Genomic DNA, 23,726 nt, shown 5'->3' with positions numbered 1-23,726 from the left:
CGGTGGAGGACCTTGATGAATCCAGTGAATGTTGGTCATGTGTTGCCATGAAGGCAGCTCATGAATCGGCACGGCTGGCCCAGCTCGACCTGAACCTCTTCCGGGTGTTCGACGTCATCTACCGGGAGCGGAACCTCACGCGGGCCGCGGAGGTCCTGTTCCTGAGCCAGTCGGCGGTGAGCCACGCCCTGGCGCGCCTGCGTGAGCAGCTTGATGATCCGCTCTTCGTGCGTCAGGGGCGCGGTGTGATGCCGACCCCGCTCGCTGAGCGCCTGGCGCCTGGAATCCAGGAGGCGCTCGCGCTGCTCCAGCAGGCCGTGCACCGTACCCGGCACTTCGACGCCCGGCGCGACGTCGGCCAAGTCACCCTCGCGATGAACGATGTGCTCGAACCGTCGCTCCTGCCTCAGCTTGTCTCGCGACTAGGCGAGCGCGCCCCGAACGTCCGAGTCGCGAGCGTGAGGCTCGAGCGGGCCAGGTTGGAGAGGGACCTGGCGTCAGGGCGGTTGGATCTGGCCATCGACGTGGCGCAGCCGACCGGCGCCGACCTGCACCACACGCTGCTGCTGCGTGACACGTTCTGCGTGGTGAGCGCGCGGAAGCGGAAGCTGGATGTGTCGGCCTACCTGGCCGCGCGGCACGTCACCGTGTCCTCCCGGCGCACGGGCCTGACCCTCGAGGAGTTGGTGCTCAGCCAACGGGGTTACCAGCGAGAGGTCGCCGTGCGCTGTCAGCACTACGAAGCGGCATGCCGGGTCGTCGCTGGCTCCGACCTGCTCCTCACGATGCCACGGCGCCACGCGGAGGCGCACAAAGCCTCTCTAGGCATCCGGCTCCTGCCGATGCCGGTGGAGCTCCCTCCAGTGGATCTCCACCTGTATTGGCATCGTCAGGTGGACGGAGATCCCCGCAGCCAATGGTTGCGCACGGAACTCCTGGCACTCGCGGGGAGACTGCTCAACAGTTCAAAGCAGTGAAGAGCGAGGCCCCCTCTCTGGCCTCTTCCTCTCCATTCGCCTATAAATTCCCCAGTTTTCCTGGGGGGAATCACATGAAGCCGTTGGCCGTCCTCATCATCCATGGTGTGGAGATACAGGATGAGAATTTCCACCTGACTCCCATGCGGCTGCTTCAGAAGCACTTCGCCCGGCAGTTCAAGGGCCAAGCCCATGCGCCAGATCCAGAGAAGGCGATCATCGTCGAGCCGGTGCATTGGGCGCCTGTGCTGGAGGACGCGGAGCGTCGACTCTTCGAGCAGCACTTCGAGGACAAGGCGGGGGGGTTCTTCGAGGAGCTCCGCAGGCTGGTGGTGCGTGTCAATGGCGGTTCGGAGCTGTGGCTCGCGCCCCTAACGGCCTTGCTCTCCCGGCGCAAGGACAAGCGCCTTGGGCGATTGCATTACCCGGGCGCACGTTGGCTGATCATGCACTTCGTGGGGGATGCCATTGCCTACCAGCCCGGGATTGGGAAGAGCGAGGTGTATGACAACATCCATGCCAGTGTGACGGAGGCGCTTGCGCGCCTGCGGCAGCGGGCCGGAGACGATGCGCCGCTGTGCGTGATGGCACACAGCCTCGGAAGCGTCATCGCGAGCAACTACTTCTACGACATGCAGGTGGCACGGGCCTCGATGTCGGATCAGGAGCAGATCGCGACGCGGCTGCTGGAGAATCCTGAGGACCCCATGACGCGCTCGCCGCTGGAGCGGGGGGAGACGTTGGCGCACCTGTACACCATGGGCAGTCCGCTGGCGCTCTGGAGCTTGCGCTACCCTCAGCAGAAGGAGCTGGACCGTCCTGTGAATGTACCGGCCGCCGAGCTCATGCAGCACCATCCGGGGGCGGGTGGCGAATGGGTCAACTTCTACGATGATGACGATGTCATCGCGTACCCGCTTCAGCCGCTGGGGGAGGCCTATCGCAAGAGCGTGCGGGATGTCTGCGTGAAGCTGAACGGGCTCTTCACCTGGACACCGATGGTGCATCCCTTCTACTGGGCGGATGATCGGGTCATGGAGCCCATCGCGAAATCACTGGCGGCGACCTGGCGGCAGGTGAATGCCTCCGGGTTCCGCAAGACGGGCACCTGAGCCCGTGGGGAGACCGGCTGCGAGGAGGGCTGGGCAAGCCCCGGGCCCTCGCAGCCGTCGTCGAGCTTCAGGCCGTGTCCTGGGAGGCCGCTCCAGCCGCGGAAGGCTTCTTCACCTGGATGACGACCTTGCCCACCGCTCGCCCGGACTGGCTGTACTCCAGCGCCTCCTTCGTCTGCTCGAAGGGGAAGACCCGGTCGATGAGGGGCTTGATATGGCCATCCGTGAGCAGCCTGCCAATCTCGGCGAGCTGTTGGCCATCCGGGCGCATGAACAGGTATTCGAAGCGCACCTGGTGCTTCCGCGCGAGCGCGGTCGTCTTGCGCGACAAGAGCCCCAGGACCATCACCAGCAGGGGATTGAGCCCCCACTTCCGCGCGAACTTCGCATCCGGCTTGCCCGCGATGGAGACCATCACGCCGCCTGGCTTGAGGACACGGAACGAGCGCTGCTGCGTCTCGCCGGCCTGGGTGTCGAAGACGAGGTCGTAGTCATGCAGCACCTCGTCGAAGCGCTGCTTGCGGTAGTCGATGACCACGTCCGCACCCAGTCGCTTCACGAGCTCGATATTGCGCTCGCTGACGGTGGTCGCCACGGTGGCCCCCAGATACTTCGCGAGCTGGATGGCGAAGGTGCCCACGCCGCCTGAGCCCGCGTGGATGAGCACCTTCTGGCCCTTCTGGAGTCCACCCAACTCGAGGAGGGCCTGCCAGGTGGTGGTTCCCACCAAGGGGATGGAGGCCGCCTCCTCGTGGGTGAGGTTCTTTGGCTTGGGGGCCGCTTCGGCTTCGCCCACCACCGCGTACTCAGCGAAGGCGCCGATGCGGCTCTTGTCCAGACGGGCGAAGATTTCATCGCCCGGCTTGAACTTCGTCACCGCCGAGCCCACCTCCACCACCACGCCGGACAGATCGCTGCCCAGGATGAGGGGAAAGTCGTTGGGCACCAGGATCTTCACCCCACCTTCGCGGATCTTGAAGTCCACCGGGTTGACGCTGGCCGCGTGCACTTCCACCAGCAGGTCCTTGGGTTGCAGGGCGGGCTTGGGTTGCTCGCCGAACTGGACCACCTCATTGCCGCCGTATTTTTGGATGAAGAAGGCTTTCATAATCTTGAGCTCCGGAGCGTATCACGGCGAAGGCGCAAGCCTCCCTGTGGCCGCTGTTGCCGCCTGCTTGCGTCGAATGAGGCGCACTCCCACGCTTGTGAGCATCGCCACGGTCATCGCGATACCCAAGCCACGGACGACACCGTGTTTGATGATGACCGCGGAGACGAAGAAGGTGACGGGAATGTAGACGTGCGCGGCGATGCGCTGGATCTTGATCCATTTCGCCTCCGAGCGCACAAACCAGGCCAACACCAGATCGAACGCCCACCACGCGGTGTCCAGCAGGTTGCTGGTGGCGATGATCGGACCCTGCTTCGCGTACACCTCGGCGAGGCTTCCATGGAAGATGACGCCGACTGTGAAATAGAAGTGGACCATGTAGGCCAGGAAGCCGGCGGTCCAGCACAGCAGCCAGTAATTGTTCTTCCGGTCCGAGCTTCCGGGCCAGAAGAACAGGAACAGGGCCGGGGTCATGAAGAGGATGGTGACCCAGATGGAGTAGACGGCGCGCCAGTACACCATCTTCGGGCGCAGCTCCGGGCGAAGCATCGCGGCGCACAGCAGCAGGGCGAACGGTATGAACACGTTGCTGAACTGAGCGAATGTCAGCCGGCCACGGGATTCGTGGAGCTCTACTTCGGGCTCGTGAGGGGTGCCACGGGGGCGTCAGAGGGAAGGGTGCTCATCTCGTGTGTCCTCAGTCCAGGGTCTTGAGGAACTCCAACAGGTCCCTCAGCTGGGCCTCATCGCGCTCAGGCGAGTTGTAGGCCCAAGGGTAGTCGTGGCCCTTGTTGGAGTTGCCTCTCAGCCGGGTATCAAATTGGTAGTAGTTGCGCGCGTCCGGTGCCTGGGGGACGACGAGCCCCATGTCCACCGGATCGTAGAGGTTGCGGCCGCGGTAGAAGAGCTCGCGGCGCGGTTTGAGGTTGATGAGCTCGGCCAGGGTGGCCACGCTTCCGTTGTGCAGATAGGGAGCGCGTGACCAGACCGTCTCGATGGGCGCGTTGATGTACCCCTGGGTGGTGCCCGCCGGGCCGGGCCGGATGTCCTCACGCTTGGGCTTGAGCGGGTTGTCATCCGGGAACATGTTGTAGAGGATGTCCGGCAGCCGCTCGAAGTGGCGGAAGCTCACCCGCTCCGCGTCCGTGCCGAGCTTCTCCACCGGTACCACCTCGCCGGTGTACTTGCCCTTCTCCCAGTTGCCCGTCTTTGGATCTCGGATGCCATGGCAGTCATGGCAGTGCTTCATGTAGACCTCGCGCCCTCGCTCCACCCGGTTTGGATCCAACGCGGCGCCGTGCTCCTTGAAGACCTCGGCATACGGGGGCCCGCGGAGCCCGACGGTGTAGTCCACCGCCTGGATGACGCTCCTGGAGATCTCCGGCTCGTTGAGGTTGTCGATGTTGGCGCCCACCGCGATGGCGGCCATCACGCTGCGCGTCAGCCGGTTGCCCACGCTGCCGTCGTACTGTCCCCACTGGCGGTTGCCCTGCTCGTAGAGCGTGGGAATCTTGCAATAGGCGTAGTCACCCAGGGTGGCCGGCCGATCCATCACGTTGCGCACCAGGTTGCGGAACGGCTGCGTTCGAGAGGGCCCGTTGGGCATCTTGCTGGCGTCGAGCAGATCCTTGCCGCCAAAGGGCTCATCGAAGCGGGGCAGGTTGCGCTGGAGCGTCTTGCGGATCTGCGGCAGCCAGATGTTGATCATCGCCCGCTCGGCCAGGGTCAGCTCCCGCTGGAACTTCTTCTGGTAGGTCTCGCTCACGGTGTCCACCGTGAGGCGCTGCTCGTCGAGCACGGCATCCTTGAAGGCATCCACCCAGGCGATGAAGTCCAGGTGGGGGCTGCCCATGCCAATCACCAGGACACCCGGGTCCGCGTCCGATGTCTGCACGCGCGCGGTGTGGCACATCCCGCAGGTGAAGCCCACGTAGGGCACCGGCGAGGGCGAGCCCGAGCCCGGACGGTGATTGCTGAGGGCGAATCCAATTGGCAATCCCTCGTTGGTGCCCTCGGGTGCGCGGGTGAAGCCGAACTGTTGGATCCAATCCCCGTACTCGGGGCCGCGAGGCTGGAAGTGTTCCGGAAACATGTCCGGCAGCACCTGCATCACGACCAGCGGGACGTTCTCGGTCCCGGTGGATCGATAGAGATAGGAATGCAGGCCGTCGGGTGGCTGAGGCTTCACCCAGGTGGATTCCAGGGCGATCAACCCAAAGGTCGCCACCAGCAACAGGGCGCAGAGCACCACTGCGACGATGCGAATCACACGCATCGCCCGGGTGAGGGACGAAAGGCTTGGCATGATGCTTCTCGTGAAAGGAGGGAAGGCCGACGAGCGGGAGCCCGTCGGCCAGAACCGCTACCGGCGGCCGTGCCAGAGCTCCTCGTGGCGGGCCTGCGTCTCCGAGTAGCCGTTGGAGAAGAGCTGATCGTAGTAGTCGAGATCCAGGTGGTGCATCTGGATCCAGACGCCCGGCACGAACATCGCGTCGGCATGGGCCGGGAAGCGGTCATACGTCTCGTAGATGTAGTTGCACACGTCCTTGGCGCAGGCGATGACCTCCTCCGAGTAGTGAGGCACCTCGGAGATGAACTTCTGGGCCAGACCTGGCTTGAAGACCTGCTCGAAGTCCTTGGGGTTGTTGTAGAGCCCGTTAGGCCCGTACTTGTGGGCGATGAGGGCATCGACCGCTTCGTCCATGCTGCCGTAGTAGGGCGGGCAATAACCCTGCATCAGGCCGTCCAGGCCCACCGGGTTGGGCCGCCAGCTGGGCAGCGGGGAGATGAACTTGAGCGCCTGCCGTACCAGGTTGCGTGGGGTGTGGTAGCGGAAGCGCAGGCTGTTGCCGGCGTTGCGGTACTCAGGATCTCCCAGCAGCACGGGGCCAATAAAGGCCGCGTGGATCCACGCACCCAACCCCATGGCTTCCGCCACGAGGAAGATGTTCTGCATCAGGAAGTCCGCCTCGTAGGGGATGCGCGCCGTGCCCAGCACTCCGAGGGGAATCTTCTGATCCTTGTTGAGGAAGCCGTTGCGGACCCACTTCTGCACGCCGGCCACTCGGTAGAAGTTCCAGTCGTCGATGAAGGTGGGGCGGTGCCCGGCGTCCTGCGTCAGCAGGAACATGATGCCGTTGATGTACTGGCGGGTGAGGTCCACCACCGGGACGAGAATGGTGCTGCCCGGCACGTTGGACATGTACCGGTTGCGGCCCATGTAATAGGGGTATTGGCGCGGGAACTCGATGCGCTTGTCTGACACCTTGACCTTGCACTTCTCCGCGTAGGCGATGAGCCGCGCGGCCGTCAGCTGACCCCCGGCCAGCATGAGCGCATCGTCTCCCTGGGGACGGCGCAGGAAGTAGGTCCCTGAGTCATTGATGAGGAAGAAGGAGGTGGCCTGGGCATTGTCGGGGCTGCCGGCGGTGCGGCCAATGACATCCACCATGGGCGAGCCCACCAGGGGCTTGCCGTCCTCGGTGAGGAATGGCTGGTCGGGCAGGGTGACGCCGGTGATGCCCGTGGAGGCAATCAGCAATGCCTCCTCCAACGGCGTGAGCGGCTCCGGCTCGTGCTTGGAGGTGTAGCTGAGGCTGCCCGCGGGGATGGACTGGATGCCCTTGGCCACTCGCCGGGTGCGCCGGTTGCGCAACGCATCGAACAGCGGGTAGCGCAGGGTTTCCTGAAGCCCTCGCTCCTCGTCGTGCTCGGGGTGCGGTTGGGCGGAGGGATTCTGGGACATGGAAGGTGGCTCCTGAGAGAGGTGAATGGGGCGCGGACGGCGCGCGTTAGCGGGCCTGCGCCTGCTTCACGAGGGAGTACGCGTCGCGGACGTTGCTCTCGGACGTGGCCCAGGTGAGCTGGTTGTCGTGGAACGAGGGCAGGATGCCCAGCCCCCACTTGGAGATCTCGTCATTGAACTGCTTCGCGAGCTGCTGCTCGTCGAGGCCCTGCTGGAGCCCCTCCTTCACTCGGTCCTGGAGGAACTGGAGGTAGTCGGCGTAGCGGGCCAGGTCGGAGGTGCGAGCGATCGGCCCATGGCCGGGCACCACCATCGCGTCCGGGTAGGTCGCCACCAGCTTGCGAGCCGCCCGGATGAGCCCCTCGAGGTTGGCTCCGCCCTGCTTCAGATCGAAGAAGGGGTAGTAGGTGAAGAAGAACAGGTCCCCCGTCATCAGGATCTTCTCCTTGGGGAGCCAGACGCACAGGTCTCCGCCGGTGTGGGCGGTGCCAGGATGGAAGAGCACGACCTCCCGCTCTCCCAGGTCCATGCGCATGGGCTCGTCACCCACGAGCACATTGGCCATGCCCAGCGGATGCAGCTTCGCCTGGAGGGCCTCGTTGCGGCGCATCAGCTCCGGCACGGCCTTGTGGGCGATGCGGTTGGCACCCGGGTACATGTCGTTCCCCAGGGTGTGATCGTAGTGATAGTGCGTGCTGACGACGTGCTTCACCGGCTTCTGCACGTTCTCAGAGACCCACTTGCGCAGCTGGTTGGCACCGGGAGGAAACTTGGTGTCCACCAGCAAGGCCTCGCGGGTGCCCTCCACCACCAGCGTGTTGCCTCCGCCTCCCATGACCATCCGTACGCCGGGAGCCAATTCCACCACCTCCTGACGCAGGAAGGAGGCATAGAACCAGGTTCCAACTCCGGCTGCGCCCAGGGCCAGCGACGCGGCCATGGGCATGGCGAGCCCGCGCGCCGTCCGGCTGGGATCTCCGCGAACAGTGGTCTCGTCCAGCCTTCCCGTCTCGCGGTAGATGGGCTCGAGTGTCTTGGCGCCCTCCAGGGAGCGGTCCTTCACGAAGGTGAAGTGGGCAATCCAGAAGGACTTCATCAGGTTGAAGCTCCACCCCATGGCCTTCTCATACGAGCCGAAGCGGGTGCGCCCGTTGCCCAGGTCTTCCATGTGGTAGGTGTGCCGCGCGTAGAAGCCGGGCAGCACGGTGACTTCCCATGTCACCTTGCGCTCCGGGCCCTTCGGCTCCAGCTCCACAATCTTGGCCATGGCTGGCATGTAATAGGGGTACCACCAGCGAATGGGGTGGAAGGCCCAGACGAGCTGGTGGCCCCATTTCAGGTCGCGGTTCTTCGCCCAGAGGAAGCACTCGTTCCATCGGGGCCACAGGTCGGCTCGGGTGAAGAAAGACCAGAGGACGTCGATGGGGATGTCCACCTCCACCGTGCCCTTCACCGGCTCCATCGAGGGGGCAGCCGCCAGCTCTTCCTTCCTGTCCTTGTCAGTGTCCGTTTCAGCCATAGGTGTGAAGTCTCTTGGTTGGGGTTGCGGCGCTAGTCCGCTGTGCACAGCGTGTGAGAGGTGTGGTAGGCGCCCATCAGCGGTGGGCGCGAGTCGCTGCCGTGGTAGTCGTGCCACCACCGCGCGGATTGCCAGATGGCCTCGGGACTGCTGGAGCGGCTGGCCACGTTGGGGGTGAGCTCGAAGCCCGCGGCGCCGAGGATGACCTCCACCATGGCGGCACACGGAAGTCCGTGGCCCTCCAGCAGCGGGTTGATGCTGCGGCCAACTCCCCAGATGTAAGGGAGCCACTCGGTGACGAGCCCGACCGCATCCACCACCGCCCGCTGGCGCATGAAGCGCTCCCGGGCCGTCTTCACCTTGTGCAGCTCCAGCGGCACGTTCACCAGCGCCACGTTGGGGTAGCGCTCCTCGTTCTTGTAGTCGTTGAGGTCGATCCGCTGGATGCCGTTGGTCTTGGGTGGGTACCCGAAGCCGTGCGTGGGGGTGAGGCTGATTTCCCACGCCTCGACAGAGGACAGCCCGCGCCCGTCCCGCTCCAAGAGCACCACATGGGACCAATGGCTCGGAGTGAGATCATGCCGGACGTGCGATTGGGCCACCCGGAGCCGGAAGGAGATGGGATCTCGTCCCCCCAGGAGCAGCAGGGAGGGTCCACCTTGCTGCTTGTCCTCGAGCTGCTCCAAGGACTTCTCGAGCCAGGCGAGGTTGCTCTGACCGTGGGCGCGGGGCTCCTCGTGGAGCTTGCCGTTGGGCGTTTGGGCATTCGACGTGCGGATTCCAGACATGAGGACTCACTCTCCGTGGCGCAAGAGGAAGGGCTTGACGGTGACGGGGGCCGCACCCTGATCCAGTGGGAAGTAGCGCGGGGTGACTTCGACGTTGCCGCCCCGGCGTTGGAAGGACAGCAGGCACACCTGGTTGCCACGCTGGAGATGCTCGGTGTGGACTTGGAAGCGGCTCTGCAGTCCCGGTGGGGCGAAGAGAGGAGGGGCCTCGCACGCCTCGGGGTGTCGCTCCCAGGCATTGCCAGAGAAGCGCTGCCGTAGCCGGGCGAAGAAGTCCGAGCCAACCGTCGTCACCAGCGAAGAAGGGGAGGAGATGACCTCATAGGCCTGCCGACCGCTGAGGAGCGAATCCGTTGGCACCAGGCTGGTGACGCGGCCCCAGTGCACGTCTCCGGTGAGCAGCAGCAGGTCTCCCGCCTCCCGCATGAGCCGCTCCAGCTCCTTCATCAACACGCCGAAGTCCTCGTAGTTGGGGAGCTCGGTGTCCTCCGTGGTGCGTCCGAAGAGGCTCGGCTTCTCCATGAGGAGCGACTGCCCGGTGGAGAAGATGCCAATCCGTCCATGCTTGGCACAGTGAGACACCCAGGCCGTGAGCGCCTGGAGGGTCTCCTCCGTCATCATGTGCTTGAGGTCCGGGGTACGGAAGGTGCGGGTATCCGCGATGAAAAAGGAGAGGGGTTCCACGTCGAACTGGAGCGGCGCCCCGAACGGCGTGGAGTCGTAGTGCTGGAAGGCCTCGCACATCCGGCGCGCGGCGAGCGCCCACTGGCCGCGCCCTTCCTCGCTCCACGTGTTCTGCAAGTGGGGGGCGGGCAGCGGGTAGTTGTTCCAGTAGTCGTGGTCGTCTGGAATGCAGAGCAAGGGGCCTGCGGACAGCACCTGGGCGTAGGCGCTCTCCTCGGTCCAGTTGCGGCGGTAGTCCTGCTCGAATTTATCGGCGAGCCACGGCAGATCATCTTGAAAGTTTTTCAGGGTGGGCAGGTCCAGGTAGACCTGATCGCCCGCGGCCAGCACCAGATCCGGCTGGTAGACCTTCCGGATGTCATCGACCATTCTTCCCACAACGCCGCCCGTGTCCTCCTCCCAATGGAAGCAAGAGGTGAGCAGCACGTTGAAGGACGCATCCAGCCCCTCGGGAACCTCCCGGGGCATGATGCGCAGCTCGGCGGAGATGGGGTTGCCCCCGTCGAGCCTGACTTCCACCCGGGCTCTTCGGGAGGCGTTGCTCGTCTGCGGAAGGGGGAGATCAAAGACGCCACTGAATGCACGCCCAGGATTCTCTTTGAGCATCGCAGGCGTACGTGCGCTCTCCAGAGGACGCACGGTATGGACAGCGTCTGGTGCCAGCGGAACGCCATTTAGACTCCATCCAAGGGATGGGGCCGAGGTCCTGCCAAAAACTCCCAGCCATACTCGTAATCGTCCCGGTGGCGCAGCAGCGCACGACCGCAGGACGGCCTCTGCACTCATATTTTCCCCCCCCTTGAATGCAACAAGGGTCCTGCCGCGACGCGTAATAACTAACAGAACCCTTCAGTCCTGACAAGTACGCCCCGTGCGTATGCCCTCACGGAGGAGCCAAGCTGTGTTGGAGGGAGCGATCTCGTACTCCAGTCTGATGGAAGTGTCCGATACGACACACTGGCTGAGATGCAATTCTATTACGCCATTTTGGCGGGGGTGAAATGAGCAGGGCTCTACAAAAGACAAGCCTGTCATGATAGATGCAGTGCAGCAGAGAGGCGGCCCACGGTCGCTGCGTTTCAGGGGGGAACCATACAGATGAATCGGATTTCGTCTTCTATCGAGGACATCCAGGGCCATTACACGGTCGTGGTGGTGGGCTCGGGTTATGGAGGAGCCATCACGGCTTCTCGCCTGGCCCGCGCGGGACAGAAGGTGTGCGTTCTGGAGCGCGGCCGGGAGTTCCAGCCCGGCGAGTTCCCAGACACACCGCTGGAGGCGACTGCCGAACTCCAGATTGAGAAGCCCGAGGGCCGCACGGGTCCTCGCTCGGCCTTGTTCAATCTGCATCTGGGCCATGACATCAACGTGCTCGTGGGCTGTGGACTGGGAGGGACCTCGCTCATCAATGCCAACGTGTCCATCCGTCCAGACCCTCGGGTGTTCGAGGATTCGAGCTGGCCGGCCGCCCTTCGCTCCGAGGGCATGAAGAGGTTGGAGCATGGCTTCAACCTCGCGGAGCGGATGCTGGGGGCCAAACCGTACCCCGACACTCTTCCCGCCCTGCCCAAGCTGAAGGCCCTCCAGAAGTCGGCCGAGGCCATGGGGCAGAAGTTCTATCGCCCCGCCATCAACGTCACCTTCCAGGATGGTGTTAACGAAGCGGGCGTGGTGCAGAAGGGGTGCAATCTGTGCGGTGATTGCTGCTCCGGCTGCAACAACGGTTCGAAGAACACTGTGTTGATGAACTACCTGCCGGACGCCAAGCGTCACGGGGCGGAGGTCTTCACCACGGTGGACGTGCGTTACATCGAGCGAGCCCAGGATGGTCGCTGGCGGATTCACTACCAGGTGCTGGGCACGGGCCGCGAGGCGTTCGAGGCGCCGACCCTGTTCGTCACCGCGGAGCTGGTCATCCTCGCGGCGGGCACGCTCGGGTCCACGGAGATCCTCATGCGCTCGCGAGCCCGCGGCCTGAAGATGTCGGAGCGGCTGGGCCGCGCCTTCAGTGGCAACGGGGACGTGCTCGGGTTCGGCTACAACACCGAGCAGGAGATCCATGGCATCGGCTCGGGCAATCTCCCGGCGAAGGATCTGCCACCGGTGGGGCCCTGCATCAGCGGCATCGTCGACATGCGCGACACCCCCGAGCTGCGCGACGGGATGATCCTCGAGGAGGGCTCCATCCCCGGTGCCCTGGGAGAGATATTGCCCGCCGCCTTCGAGGCCGTGGCGGATCTACACGGCCTCAACACCGCGCCGGACCAGCACCTCGCCCAGAAGGCCCGCGAGGCGGACACCCTGGTGCATGGCCCTCGCCACGGTGCCATGCTCAACACCCAGACGTACCTTGTCATGGCGCATGATGGGGCGGATGGGCGGATGGAGCTGGTGAACGATCGGCTCCAGGTCCTCTGGCCGGGGGTGGGCACCAAGGCCATCTTCCAGCAGGTGGACGCTCGCATGACGGAGGCCACCCGAGCGCTGAAGGGCATCGGGGTGCGCAACCCGCTCTGGAACAAGATGCATGGCAACCGGCTCATCTCCGTCCATCCGCTGGGCGGCTGCGTCATGGCGGACTCGGCGGAGGCCGGCGTGGTGGATCACACCGGCCGCGTGTTCTCATCCGAGCAGGGCTCCGAGGCCTATGACGGGCTGTATGTCTGCGATGGTTCCATCGTGCCCACCTCCCTGGGCGTCAACCCGCTGCTGACCATCTCCGCGTTGGCTGAGCGCTGCGCGATGATCATCAGCGAGGAGCGCGGCTGGCAGATCGACTACTCGTACAAGGGGCCCATCTCCGAGCTGCCTGTCCCGGTGACACCCGGCATCCGCTTCACCGAGCGGATGAAGGGCCACCTCGCTCTCGAGGGAGGGAAGGCCACCCGGCCCGAGGAGTTCGAGGCCGCGGAGCAGCGTGGAGCGCAGGAGGGCTCCACCTTCGAGTTCGTGCTGACCATCGTGTCCAATGATGTGGACAAGCTCATCGATGAGCCGGAGCACGAGGCCCGCATGATGGGCACAGTGAACGCGCCGGCGCTCTCGCCCCATCCGCTGACGGTGACGGACGGCACCTTCAACCTGTTCGTGGAGGATCGGGAGTCCGTCGAGACGCGGTTGATGAAGTACAGCATGCGGCTGACCGCCCAGGACGGACGCACCTTCTTCTTCTACGGCTACAAGGTCGTCCGCGAGGGCCCCATCTGGCAGGTGTGGCACGACACCTCCACGCTCTACATCACGCTTCACGAGGGCGTGAATGACACGGGGCCCGTGGTGGGCAAGGGCGTGCTGCGGATCGCCCCGGAGGACTTCATCAAGCAGCTGGGCACGCTCGAGGTCTCCAACGCCAAAAACCCCGAGGAGCGCCTGGCCGCCACGGTGCGCTTCGGCCGCTACTTCGCGGGCGTGGTGTACGACTACTACGGCGGGGCCGTGGGGAAGGGCACGCTGCTCGATCCCAACGCGCCGCCGCGCAAGAAGCGCCCTCTGCGTGCGCCGGCGCCCAAGCTCTTCCCGTTCAAGGCCCGCGACGGGGTGGAGTTGCTGCTCACGCGCTACCAGGCTGGCACCAAGGGACCCGTCATCCTCTCCCATGGTCTGGGCGTCTCCAGCCGCATCTTCTCCATCGACACCATCGAGACGAACCTGCTCGAGTACCTGTGCGCGAACGGCTACGACGTGTGGCTGCTGGACTACCGCTCCAGCATCCTGGTGCCCGCCGCCAACACCCAGTACTCCGCCGATGATGTGGCGATGAAGGACTACCCGGCGGCAGTGGCCAAGGTGCTCGAGGTGACGGGTGTACCCTCCGTGCAGATGGTGGCCCACTGCTACGGTGCCACCACCTTCAGCATGGCCTTGCTGGGCGGGCTCCAGGGCGTGCGCTCCGCGGTTTGCTCGCAGATCTCCACCGAGTTCGTGGTCCCCAAGCTGGTGGAGCTCAAGGCCGGGTTGCACACGCCCAACCTGCTCGAGCGGCTGGGCATCAAGTCGATGACGGCCTACACGGACTCGAAGGCGGAGTGGATGTCGCGCCTCTACAACCAGGCGGTGGAGCTCTACCCCGTGGATGCGGACGAGGAGTGCGACAACCCGGTGTGCCACCGCATCACCTTCATGTACTCGCTGCTGTACGAGCATGCGCAGCTCAACCAGGCCACGCACGCCGCCCTGCACGAGATGTTCGGTGTGGCCACCATCAAGGCCTTCGACGGGTTGGCGGACATGATCCGCGCGGGCCATATTGTCGATGCCCGGGAGAAGGACACGTACCGTCCCCACCTGAAGCGCATGGCCCTCCCCATCCGCTTCATTCATGGTGAGCGCAACGGGTGCTTCCTGCCGGAGAGCACACAGCGGACCTACGAGGCGCTCGTCAAGGCCAACGGGCCGGCGCTGTACTCCCGTCGGCTCATCCCCGAGTACGGTCACATCGACTGCATCTTCGGCAAGAACGCGGCGAGAGACGTGTTCCCGCATATCCTCGAGCACCTCGAGGCCACGCAGAAGGTGTGAGCCCCATTTCCCTCTCCCTTCGGGAGAGGGACGGGGTGAGGGTAGCGGGTGAATCCGGGTTGAACACCGTGTCCACATGGAGGGCCATGGGTTGAAGAACGGACCTGGATACCCTCACCCCAACCCTCTCCCAAGGGGCTGAAGAATGCACACGCAGAGGGAGAGAGGGAGCAAGGGGTGGGCAAGCAGGAAGGCGCATGACTTGAGCGGTAGGGTCCGATAGGGAGGCAGCCCATGGACGCTGCCGCATTGTATCTGACGTACGAGGTTCTCTATCCGGCCGGGAGTTTCGGTCCCCAGGACGAGGTGTGGCTGAGGGACAGGCTGCTGCACACCCTTCACCTGATGGAGGGGCAGCCTGGGGTCACCCTCAATCGATTGGGCACCAGCCGGGCGGAGCGAATGGGGGCCTACCGGATGGTGGAGAATGAAGACGTCAGCTTCCAGAGGCTGCTGGAGCCGGCGGCCCAGACAGTGGGCAAGGCGGTGGCACAAGGGCTGGCGGGAGAAGTGGCGCTGTGCGTGCACGACCGGACCGAGGTGGAACTCAGTCACCTGTCCATGAGCGGGGTAGGACAGGTGGGCAACCCCGTCTGTCAGGGCTTCTTCGTGCAGACGGCGTTGGTGGTGCAGACGGACGGCGCCGCCTTTGGAGTGCTGGGAGCGTGCACCTGGGAGCGCCCGGCCGCGCAAAGGGGCAAGGCCAAGAGCAGAAAGCAGCGGCCCTTCGAGCAGAAGGAGAGCGTCTTGTGGTGGCGGGCCCTGGTGGAGGCCGAAGAGCGCGTGGGAGAGCCAGGGCGGCTGCTGCACATCATCGACGCCGAAGGAGACATTTTCGAGTTGCTCTCCCGCGCGACCGGCGAGGGCTTTCAGCTGCTGGTGCGCGCCGGCCAGGACAGGCGAGTGGAGGGGGAAGGGGGGAAGCTGTGGGCCACCCTGGAAGGGTTACCCGTGGTGGGCAGCCGGCCGTTGCACGTGTCGGCCCAGCCAGCCCGGGCCGACAGGGTGGCGCGCACGGCACGCGACGCCACGCTGTCGCTGCGCTATGCCCCCCTCACGCTGCTGCCCCCGGGCGCCAGGGTGGGCAGCCGGTGCGGGTGTGGGGCGTACTGGTGCGCGAAGAGGCGCCGCCACAGGGACAGAAAGCCGTGGAGTGGCTGCTGCTGAGCAACGCGCCCATTGAAAGTGAGGAGGCGGCCTGGGGCGCAGTGACGGCCTACCAGAAGAGGTGGGGCATTGAGGAATTGCACAAGGCCCTGAAGACGGGCTGCCGACTGGAGGGGCGTCAGCACGAGGCACGCGAGCACCTGGAGAACCTGCTCGCCCTCACCCTGCTGACCTCCGTCAAGTTGCTGCGCCTGCGCACCCTGAGCCGTACCCTCCCGGATGAGCCCGCCGACGCAGTGCTGGCTCCGGCCGAGGTGCAAGTGCTCCAAGCCATGGCACCCCAACTCTCTCCACGCATGCCCTTGCAAGGGGCGCTGACGCTTCGTCAGGCCCTGCTGCTCATCGCCGCCCTGGGCGGTTACATGGCCAACCCGCAGAAGCGCCCTCCGGGCTGGCTCGTCCTCTGGCGCGGCTACGAACGGCTGCGCGACTACGTCGCGGGCTTCTCCCTTGCCCAGTTCCTTTCCGCCGCCCCCCCGCCTGCCTAGCGTGTGCAATCCTCAGCCCAAGGGGAGAGGGAGCATCTCAGTCCGAGGTGACGTCCACGCGCCGCTCCCGCACGCACCAGCGCTCCGTCGTGCACTGCCGCGCGAAGTGGGTGTCATGCGTCACCATCAGCAGCGCTCCGGGGTAGTCGCGTAGGGCTTCTTCCAGGTGCTCGATGGATGGCAGATCCAGGTGGTTGGTGGGCTCGTCGAGCACCAATGCCCAGGCATGTTGTCCGAGCCCCCGCGCGATGAGCAGCTTGCGCGCCTCGCCCGGAGAGGGTTGCTCCGAGGCGAGCAGGCGATCCGGCTCCACCCCGAGCGCCGCCACCAGCGACAGCACACGGCCCTTCTCCGCGGGAGGTAGCTCGCGCACCGAGTCGAGCGCCTCCTCGGCCTCCTCCGCGCTCACGTCCTGCGGCAGGTACAGCACGCGCTCCAGTGGCACGCGCGCCTGGCTGAGCAGGGCTCGTAGCAAGGTGCTCTTCCCGGCACCATTGGGACCCTCGATGCGGATACGGGCATCCCGGTGTACGTCGAGCCGCAGCGGGCCGAACAGCTCCACCTCGCCCGCGTGCAGTCCGGGCACGTCGAGGCTGAACAGCAGCGGGTTGGGTGGGCGGACGTAGTCGACGAAGATGGAGCGGCCGAGCGTCTTCTCCACCTCGATGGACTCGACGGCGGAGGCGGCGCGCTCGACCTCGCGGCGGGTCTTGGTCACGGCGCGTCCGAGCTTCTCATCCGCCCAGCTCACGAGGTTCTTGGCGCCCAGGGTGCGCGCGTCGCTGTCGTATTTGTCCCTCATGCGGGCGCCAGCGTTGCGCGACGCGGAGGTGGCCTCCTGCTCCCGTCGCGTCTGCGCGAGCCGCTGCTGGAGCCGGCGGTGCTCCTCCTGGGCCTGCTGCCGGGTGGCTCGGCGGGCCTCCAGCTCCGCCTCCCAGGACTCGCGGGCGGCGGAGTAGGCGCCGGGCCACAGCCGCACCGTGCCCGCGTGGACGCGCAGCGTGGAAGTGGTGAGGGCCTCGAGCAGCTCCCGGTCGTGCGAGACGAGCACCCCCACACCCCGGAAGCGGCGCAGGGCGGAGATGAGCCACTCCCGGGCCTCGGCGTCGAGGTGGTTGGTGGGCTCGTCGAGCAGCAGCACGTCGGGCTCGCGCGCGAGGGCGGCGCCAATTTGCCACCGCTTGCGCTCACCGGGAGAGAGCGTGCTCCACCGCTCGAGGGCGGTGGGATCCAACGCGAGCTGTCCGAGCAGCCGCCGGGAGCGCGAGTCATACGCCTCGGCGAGCGCGGTGATGTCGGGGGTGATCTCCTCGACCCGTTGTGGGCAGAGATGGACGAGGGCCGAGGGCGGCTCGAAGCGGAGGTGTCCGTCCGAGGGCTGGAGCTCGCCGGAGATCAGCCGCAGCAGTGTGGATTTGCCGGCCCCATTGGCACCGACGAGGCCGGACCAACCTGGTGGCAGGTGGAACTCGGCATCGGAGAAGAGGGGAATGGCGTCGGAAAACGCGAAGGAGACGCGGTGGGCGCGAACGAGTGACACAAGGAACTCCGGAATCGTTCCGGGCACGCACGAGGGGCCCGGTGGGTGGCTGAGAGACAGCGCTGACGATTCAGGAGTGGATCTTCAATGGAGTACGAAGCCTCGTGTGCGAGGGACCCGAAACTCAGGGTTCGGAACTTTTAACCCTAGACGGGCCCCCGCGCAATCCCTGACAAGCCTGGCCCTAGCGAGTCTGTACGACGGTGGACGCGGCGGCGGCCTGCACCTGCCGGGCGAGCCGCCACGCACCGACAGAGGCGGCGATGGCGGAGACCGTGGTCATCAGGAGCGCCAGGGCGATGTTGTGCAGCGCCTCCTGGACCCCCACGTAAAGGACGGCGGGACCCTCGCTGGCCAAGGGCCCGGTGTAGGCCTGCAGCATGTTCCGCGAAAGGTTCCCGAAGCTTCATCGGGAACCTGAGCCGCGCGGCGACGGCCCCCAGGATTATTCCTCCGAGGGAAGGATCGGGCGGGTGCGAACCGGCACGGCGGGCGGCTGGTTGCTCACGGTGCGAGTGAGGGCCTGGGCGCTCAGGGCCGCGGCGCTGGGGGCGGGCTGCGGCCGGGGAGTGTTCTCCTTGGTGAACACCTCCTTGAGTGTCGCGATGCTGCCCAGCGCGGCCGTGGCCTCGTAGGGGACGAACATCTTGTTGTCGCCCTTGCCCAGCTCCTGCAGCGTCTCCATGTAGCGCAGCGCCAGCACCTCGGGCGTGGCACCGCCTCCGGAGTTGATGGCATCAAAGACGAGCCGGGTCGCCTCGGCCTTGGCCTCGGCATCCAGCAGCGTGGCGCGCTTGCGACCCTCGGCGCGGGCGACCTCCGCGTCGCGCTCGGCCTCGGCGCGCAGGATGCGCGAGATCTTCTCGCCTTCGGCGGAGAGGATGGCCGCCGCCTTGTCACCCTCTGCCTTGGTGACCTCGGCGCGGCGCTCGCGCTCGGCCGTCATCTGCTTGGCCATGGCCTCCTTGATGGCGTTGGGCGGCTCGATCTCGCGCAGCTCCACGCGCGTCACCTTCACGCCCCATTTCTCCGTGGCCTCGTCCAGCACCGCGCGCAGCTTGCTGTTGACCGTCTCGCGGCTGGTGAGCGTCTGATCCAACGTCAGCCCACCCATGATGTTGCGCAGGTTCGTCATCGTGAGCTGCTCGATGGCTAGCGCCAGGTTCTCCACCGCGTAGAGCGCCTTCGCCGGATCGACGATCTGGTAGTAGATGACCGAGCCCACCTCCATGGTGACGTTGTCATGGGTGATGACCTGCACGGTATCGAAGCCCATGACCTGCTCGCGCAGATCCACCAGGTAGGAGCGGAAGAAGCGGTTGTCCACGCGCATCTCCATGGCGCGGGGCGAGTCGAAGAAGGGGATGAGGATGTTCAACCCGCTGCTGGCCACGTGGTGGAACCTTCCCAGGCGCTCCACCACCATCACCTTGGCCTGAGGCACGATGCGCAGGCCCTTGACGAGGGCGAACCCCACGGCCGCCGCGAGGATGACGAAGATTGCGGTACCCATCTAACGACCTTCCTTCTTCTTCAAGGGAACTTCCAGCGACGCGGCGGGACGCCGCACCCACAGCTTCAAACCTTCCACCTGCTCGACGATGACGCGCTCACCCTCGGCCACAGGGCCTCCGAGCGGGCGTGCGGACCAGAGCTCTCCGTTGATGCGCACCGTGCCCCCGTACCCCTCAACGAGGGACTCGGTGACCACGGCCTCCTGGCCCACCATCGCCTCGACACCCGTCTTCACGGTGGACGCGTTGCGCATGAAGGCTTTCTTGAAGAGGGTGCGCGACGCGGCGAAGAGCGTCACCGAGATGAGCGTGAAGAGCGCGAGCTGGACGTTGATATCCAACCCCACCGCGGCTGCCAGGCTGGCGACCACCGCCCCCACACAGAACCAGAGCATGACGAAACCCGGGAGGGCCATCTCCAGCGAGCCCGCGATGATGGCAGCGAGGATCCACAATTGCCAGGCATGGATGTCCATGAATGCTCCTGTCTGACCCGGAGCTTGCCACCGTGCCGACGCTCGGCGCCACAACAGTGGCCGCATGACCGACATTCCGGAGTAGAACAGCGCTCAACCCTGGAGTGCAACATGCCCTTCCTGAACGTCAACGGTACTCGCCTCTATTACGAAGACACGGGCGGCTCGGGAGAGCCCCTCGTGTTCAGTCACGGCCTGCTGTGGAACTGCCGGATGTTCGACAAGCAGGTGGCGGCGCTGAAGGACCGCTACCGCTGCATCGCCTACGATCATCGGGGCCAGGGCCAGAGTGACGTGTGGAAGGTGGACACCGTGGATATGGAGACGGTGTACGCGGACGCGGTGGGCCTCATCGAGCAACTGGGCGCGGGGCCGTGCCACTTCGCGGGGCTGTCCATGGGCGGCTTCGTGGGGATGCGGATGGCGGTGCAGCGGCCGGACCTGCTGCGTTCGCTGATCCTGTTGGAAACCTCGGCGGACCCCGAGCCGGAGCAGAACGTGCCGCGCTACAAGGCGCTCAACTTCACCGCCCGCTGGTTCGGGCTGAGGCTGGTAGCGGACCGGGTGATGCGCATCATGTTTGGCCGCACGTTCCTGGAGGATCCGGCACGCTCGGAGGAGCGGGCCGAGTGGCGGCGCCGGCTGATGGGAAATCGGCGTGACATCTGGCGCGCGGTGAACGGCGTCATCCGCCGGCGTGGGGTGTACGAGGAGCTGTCTCGCATCAAGACGCCGACGCTGGTGCTGGTGGGCGCGGAGGACGTGGCCACGGTGCCGGCCAAGGCCGAGCGCATTCACGCGGCCATCGCGGGCTCGAAGCTGGTGAAGCTGCCGCGTGGTGGGCACACCTCGTCGGTGGAGGAGCCGGAGTTGATGAACGCCGCGCTGGTGAGCTTCCTGGAGGAGGTGTCCTCCACGCCGCGTCAGGTGGGTTGAATCCAGAGCACCACGGTCCGAAAGAAGGGGAGGGCGGAATGAGCACGCCAGACTGGATGGACCGGACGAGGGCGGTGCGTCCGGGCGAGGAGCTGGATGTCGCGTGGCTGGAGAAGTATCTGGCCGAGAAGGTGCCGGGGCTGACGGGGCCGCTGGTGGTGGAGCAGTTCCCGGGCGGGCACTCGAACCTGACGTACCTGCTGCGTATGGGCGAGAAGGAGCTGGTGTTGCGCCGGCCGCCCTTTGGCGCGAAGGCGATCAAGGCCGGGCACGACATGGGGCGCGAGTACCGGATCCTCAGCGGGCTCCTGCCGGTGTTCCCGAAGGTGCCTCGGCCGCTGGTGTTCTGTGGCGAGAACGAGTCACCCATGGGGGCCACCTTCTACGTGATGGAGCGGGTGAGCGGGGTCATCCTCCGCGCGAAGCCTCCGAAGGGACTGGAGCTCACGCCGGAGCTGATGCGCAAGTTGTCGGAGAACTTCGTGGACAACCTGGTCGACCTGCACGCGGTGGATTGGCGCGCAGCGGGGCTGGGGGAGATCGGGAAGCCGGAGGGGTACTTGGGCCGGCAGGTGGCGGGGTGGACGGAGCGCTATGGCAAGGCGAAGACAGACGACATCCCCGAGATGGAGCAGGTGGCGAAGTGGCTGGCCGGACATCTCCCGGCGGAGCTGGCGCCGACGCTGATCCACAATGACTACAAGTACGACAACCTGGTGTTGGATCCGGAGCGGCTCCCGAGCATCCGGGCGGTGCTGGACTGGGAGATGGCGACGATCGGCGATCCGCTGTCGGACCTGGGGATGGCGCTGGCGTACTGGGTCGAGGCCGCGGACCCCGAGGAGCGGCTCGCGTTGCCGTTCGGACTGACGATGCTGCCGGGCAACCTGACTCGCGAGGAGCTGGTGGCGCGGTACGCCCAGAAGAGCGGGCGGGACACGCGTGGAATCGCGTTCCACTACGTGCTGTCGCTCTTCAAGGTGGCGGTGATCGCCCAGCAGATCTACTTCCGGTTCAAGCAGGGCCTGACGAAGGACGAGCGCTTCGCGGCGATGATCGTCGCGGTACGCGTCCTCAGCCGCGCGGCTGCACGGGCGATCGAGACGGGAAGCATCCGCTGAGCGCTGGGGCTACTGTCCGCCGCCCTGGCTCTTCGTCTCCCGCCGCCTGCGGCGCACGAAGAAGAAGGCGCCCGCCACGGGCAGTAGCATCCCGCCTCCCACCATTGCCAGCGTGCTCAGCCGCCGAGCCGGCCACTGCAGGGTGAGCTTCTGGTTTCGCACCCGCTCGAAGTCCGGCTCCGGGCAGCTCTGGCCAAACTGAAAGACCCCGGGGATGTTGGCTCCCCGCTTCACATACGTGCGCCAGAGCCGCTGGACACGCTCCGGGTCGGTGCTCGAGACGAACCGCGCGGCATGGCAGAGGAGCGCCGCGTAGGCCTGGCTCCGGGGAGGCACCAGCTCCGCGGCCTTCTCGGCCAGGTCCGCTGCTGTAGAGCGGTAGTGGAAGCGCAGCGGATGGGGCGGCGCGTGGGTGGTGAATCGCACCTTCTCGGCCTCCGTGGTGACCGGAACATCCTTCAGCACGCTCCGCGCCGCGGTGGGCTCGATGTACGGCTCCCATTCCTTGTGCCAGGCATCCAGGTCGAACCGTCCGTCCATGAAGCCCCAGTCCGGTGTGACCTCGGTCCCCAGGATCTCGAGGCCCTGGGTGCGCGCGAGCTGCGCCGCGGAGTAGAGCGCCTGCGCCTCATCCACGTCGCTCCAGGCCGACTGGGCCCGGTCGAGCGCCTCCACGTACTTTCGCGCGGGCTCCTCCCAGCGCGTGCCCCTGAAGAACTCCAGCGCCTCCTGGCCACGCCCGTTCCGCAACAGCCTCCGCCCGAGCAGCACGCGCAGGCGCGTGTTCAGGTCCGCGTCCGTCTTGTCGTGGGCCTCGTTCCACAGGAAGAACGCGAGCTCGGGAGCGCACCGGCCCGCTGGGTCTGAGGCGTGGGCCCGCAGGAGCCGCTGGAGCTCGTCCACCGTCAGCACGCGCTCGGCCAGGTAGGCGAGATCCGGCCAGGAGCAGCTCGCCAGGGCGTGCTCCGCCGCCGGGTAGAAGTCGCCTCGCGCGAGCTCGAGCAGGGCCCGCTCTCCCTCCACTCGCGCCCGTGGCCGTCGGGGATGCTCGTCGATCCCTATGCGCGACCAGTCTTCCGCCTCAGGGAACCCCTGCGCGGCTTCCGCGAGGCACTGCTCCGCCGACGACCGGTCCCCACGCCGCAGCGCCAGCTTCGCCCTGACCCATGCGTCCAGCGCGGTCTTCTCCTGCCCGGCGAAGCGCTCGGCCAGATCGAAGCGTCCCGAGTGCCAGGCACTCGCCGCGAGCCGGTCCGCCCCCGCCAGTCCAGGCACCGCCGCGAGCGCTTCCAACAGCCGTGGCATCGGGGAGCTTTGCGCCTCGCCGTCCACCCACACCGTCTCCTTCGCACGTGTCCAGGCGTAGGTCGTGAGCAGGCGCTGCGCCAGGGGCTCCCGCAGTGCTTTTCTCAGGCGTGCCTCGTCGAGGGCGAGCATCCGGGCTACGAACAGCAGCGAGGCCTGTCCGCTCACGCTCCCGTGGGCTGCTTGTTCCACGTAGAGCCGGATGGCTCCCGCGTCATCGTCCTCCTTCAGGAGCACCCGTGCTTCCTCGCCCAGGCTCGCCACCGCCAGGCCGAGTGGATCCTCGAAACCCTGGCGGACCAGCTCACGCACCTGGCTGAAGTGCAACCGCGCCTCGGTTGCTGAGTCCGCTGTTCGTCCCAACATGAAGGCTGCGAAGGTGGAGAAGCGCCGGCGCTCCTCGATTGGCAGTGTGAGCACTTCGAGAAAGCGGGCTCGGGCCTCTTGCCAGTTCCCCGTGTGGAAGGCCTTCGCACCGGACTCGTACAGCGCCGTCTCGCGGGCTCCGCCCCCTGTCCGGGCCCCCTCTGGCTCTTGGACGCTCTCAACGACGAGGAAGGCATCCGCCGGCTTGGGCATCAGCCGCGACACCTCGAGCATGAAGACGCCGTCTGGCAGCTCCGCCATCGTCCCCAGCCGGTCGCTCAGCAGCTCGGGTGGGAAGTCGGGGCCACAGGCGCGCGCGCGGCGCACCGGGGTCAGCAGCACCAAGACAGCCAGGCATG

At 66.2% G+C, this 23,726-nt stretch carries 19 protein-coding genes; 7 read left to right on the top strand and 12 right to left on the bottom strand.

The genetic code is table 11. The annotated features are described in order from the left end of the window. Positions 1 to 47: 47 nt before the first annotated feature. Both F0U60_RS29245 and F0U60_RS29240 read left to right on the top strand, forming a co-directional pair. Positions 48 to 977 carry a LysR family transcriptional regulator gene (locus tag F0U60_RS29245; RefSeq protein ID WP_395804476.1) on the top strand — a complete coding sequence of 310 codons (930 nt, stop codon included), beginning with the start codon at positions 48 to 50 and terminating at the stop codon, positions 975 to 977. Positions 978 to 1,051: 74 nt separating this feature from the next. Beyond that, positions 1,052 to 2,089, top strand: coding sequence for a hypothetical protein (locus tag F0U60_RS29240; protein ID WP_395804474.1), 1,038 nt, complete (start codon positions 1,052 to 1,054; stop codon positions 2,087 to 2,089). Between the two features lie 67 nt (positions 2,090 to 2,156). Here the strand turns inward: F0U60_RS29240 and F0U60_RS29235 are convergent, their stop codons facing one another. The 7 genes from F0U60_RS29235 to F0U60_RS29205 all read right to left on the bottom strand — a co-directional run bounded on the left by F0U60_RS29235 (position 2,157) and on the right by F0U60_RS29205 (position 10,455). Continuing rightward, positions 2,157 to 3,197, bottom strand: a complete 1,041-nt coding sequence (locus F0U60_RS29235; RefSeq protein ID WP_395804472.1) for an NADP-dependent oxidoreductase — start codon at positions 3,195 to 3,197, stop codon at positions 2,157 to 2,159. A gap of 21 nt (positions 3,198 to 3,218) precedes the next feature. Next, complete coding sequence (locus F0U60_RS29230; protein ID WP_395804470.1) at positions 3,219 to 3,785, bottom strand: hypothetical protein; 567 nt, start codon at positions 3,783 to 3,785, stop codon at positions 3,219 to 3,221. Positions 3,786 to 3,897: 112 nt separating this feature from the next. Then, a complete protein-coding gene (locus F0U60_RS29225) occupies positions 3,898 to 5,505 on the bottom strand; it encodes a hypothetical protein (RefSeq protein ID WP_395804468.1) in 1,608 nt (535 codons plus the stop codon). Between the two features lie 57 nt (positions 5,506 to 5,562). Next, positions 5,563 to 6,945: a hypothetical protein gene (locus F0U60_RS29220; RefSeq protein WP_395804466.1), complete on the bottom strand. Its 1,383-nt coding sequence runs from the start codon at positions 6,943 to 6,945 to the stop codon at positions 5,563 to 5,565. A gap of 46 nt (positions 6,946 to 6,991) precedes the next feature. After that, complete coding sequence (locus F0U60_RS29215) at positions 6,992 to 8,464, bottom strand: MBL fold metallo-hydrolase (RefSeq protein ID WP_395804464.1); 1,473 nt, start codon at positions 8,462 to 8,464, stop codon at positions 6,992 to 6,994. A gap of 32 nt (positions 8,465 to 8,496) precedes the next feature. Continuing rightward, complete coding sequence (locus F0U60_RS29210; RefSeq protein WP_395804462.1) at positions 8,497 to 9,252, bottom strand: hypothetical protein; 756 nt, start codon at positions 9,250 to 9,252, stop codon at positions 8,497 to 8,499. Positions 9,253 to 9,258: 6 nt separating this feature from the next. Next, positions 9,259 to 10,455 (bottom strand): alkaline phosphatase D family protein, encoded by a 1,197-nt coding sequence (locus tag F0U60_RS29205; protein ID WP_395804460.1) that lies wholly within the window; start codon positions 10,453 to 10,455, stop codon positions 9,259 to 9,261. A gap of 579 nt (positions 10,456 to 11,034) precedes the next feature. On the opposite strand from F0U60_RS29205, the gene F0U60_RS29200 reads away from it, so the two are divergent. From F0U60_RS29200 to F0U60_RS29190, 3 genes are all read left to right on the top strand, one after another. Further along, positions 11,035 to 14,454 carry a GMC family oxidoreductase N-terminal domain-containing protein gene (locus F0U60_RS29200; RefSeq protein WP_395804458.1) on the top strand — a complete coding sequence of 1,140 codons (3,420 nt, stop codon included), beginning with the start codon at positions 11,035 to 11,037 and terminating at the stop codon, positions 14,452 to 14,454. Positions 14,455 to 14,688: 234 nt separating this feature from the next. Then, the gene (locus F0U60_RS29195; RefSeq protein ID WP_395804456.1) at positions 14,689 to 15,621 is read left to right on the top strand and encodes a hypothetical protein; all 933 of its coding nucleotides are present in this window, start codon (positions 14,689 to 14,691) and stop codon (positions 15,619 to 15,621) included. Then, the gene (locus F0U60_RS29190) at positions 15,603 to 16,109 is read left to right on the top strand and encodes a hypothetical protein (protein WP_395804454.1); all 507 of its coding nucleotides are present in this window, start codon (positions 15,603 to 15,605) and stop codon (positions 16,107 to 16,109) included. The genes F0U60_RS29195 and F0U60_RS29190 overlap by 19 nt, the downstream gene beginning before the upstream one ends. A 37-nt stretch (positions 16,110 to 16,146) precedes the next feature. On the opposite strand, the gene F0U60_RS29185 is transcribed toward F0U60_RS29190, so the two are convergent. The 4 genes from F0U60_RS29185 to F0U60_RS29170 all read right to left on the bottom strand — a co-directional run bounded on the left by F0U60_RS29185 (position 16,147) and on the right by F0U60_RS29170 (position 19,639). Continuing rightward, positions 16,147 to 17,649 (bottom strand): ATP-binding cassette domain-containing protein, encoded by a 1,503-nt coding sequence (locus tag F0U60_RS29185; protein ID WP_395804452.1) that lies wholly within the window; start codon positions 17,647 to 17,649, stop codon positions 16,147 to 16,149. Between the two features lie 184 nt (positions 17,650 to 17,833). After that, positions 17,834 to 18,031 (bottom strand): hypothetical protein, encoded by a 198-nt coding sequence (locus F0U60_RS29180; RefSeq protein WP_395804450.1) that lies wholly within the window; start codon positions 18,029 to 18,031, stop codon positions 17,834 to 17,836. 63 nt (positions 18,032 to 18,094) lie between these two features. After that, positions 18,095 to 19,162, bottom strand: a complete 1,068-nt coding sequence (locus tag F0U60_RS29175) for an SPFH domain-containing protein (RefSeq protein ID WP_395804448.1) — start codon at positions 19,160 to 19,162, stop codon at positions 18,095 to 18,097. Beyond that, positions 19,163 to 19,639 (bottom strand): NfeD family protein, encoded by a 477-nt coding sequence (locus tag F0U60_RS29170; RefSeq protein ID WP_395804446.1) that lies wholly within the window; start codon positions 19,637 to 19,639, stop codon positions 19,163 to 19,165. It lies immediately after the preceding gene. Positions 19,640 to 19,750: 111 nt separating this feature from the next. Between F0U60_RS29170 and F0U60_RS29165 the strand changes: the two genes are divergently transcribed. Continuing rightward, the gene (locus tag F0U60_RS29165) at positions 19,751 to 20,575 is read left to right on the top strand and encodes an alpha/beta fold hydrolase (protein ID WP_395804444.1); all 825 of its coding nucleotides are present in this window, start codon (positions 19,751 to 19,753) and stop codon (positions 20,573 to 20,575) included. Between the two features lie 38 nt (positions 20,576 to 20,613). Further along, on the top strand, positions 20,614 to 21,696 hold the full coding sequence (locus tag F0U60_RS29160; protein ID WP_395804442.1) for a phosphotransferase family protein: 1,083 nt from the start codon (positions 20,614 to 20,616) through the stop codon (positions 21,694 to 21,696). Positions 21,697 to 21,705: 9 nt separating this feature from the next. On the opposite strand, the gene F0U60_RS29155 is transcribed toward F0U60_RS29160, so the two are convergent. Next, on the bottom strand, positions 21,706 to 23,709 hold the full coding sequence (locus tag F0U60_RS29155) for a hypothetical protein (RefSeq protein ID WP_395804441.1): 2,004 nt from the start codon (positions 23,707 to 23,709) through the stop codon (positions 21,706 to 21,708). Positions 23,710 to 23,726: the final 17 nt, after the last annotated feature.

The organism is Archangium minus (genome assembly GCF_044360475.1).
Lineage (GTDB): Bacteria > Myxococcota > Myxococcia > Myxococcales > Myxococcaceae > Archangium > Archangium minus.
The sequence above is the reverse complement of the archived record's forward strand: the minus strand, read 5'-3'. Positions and strand labels throughout refer to the sequence as shown.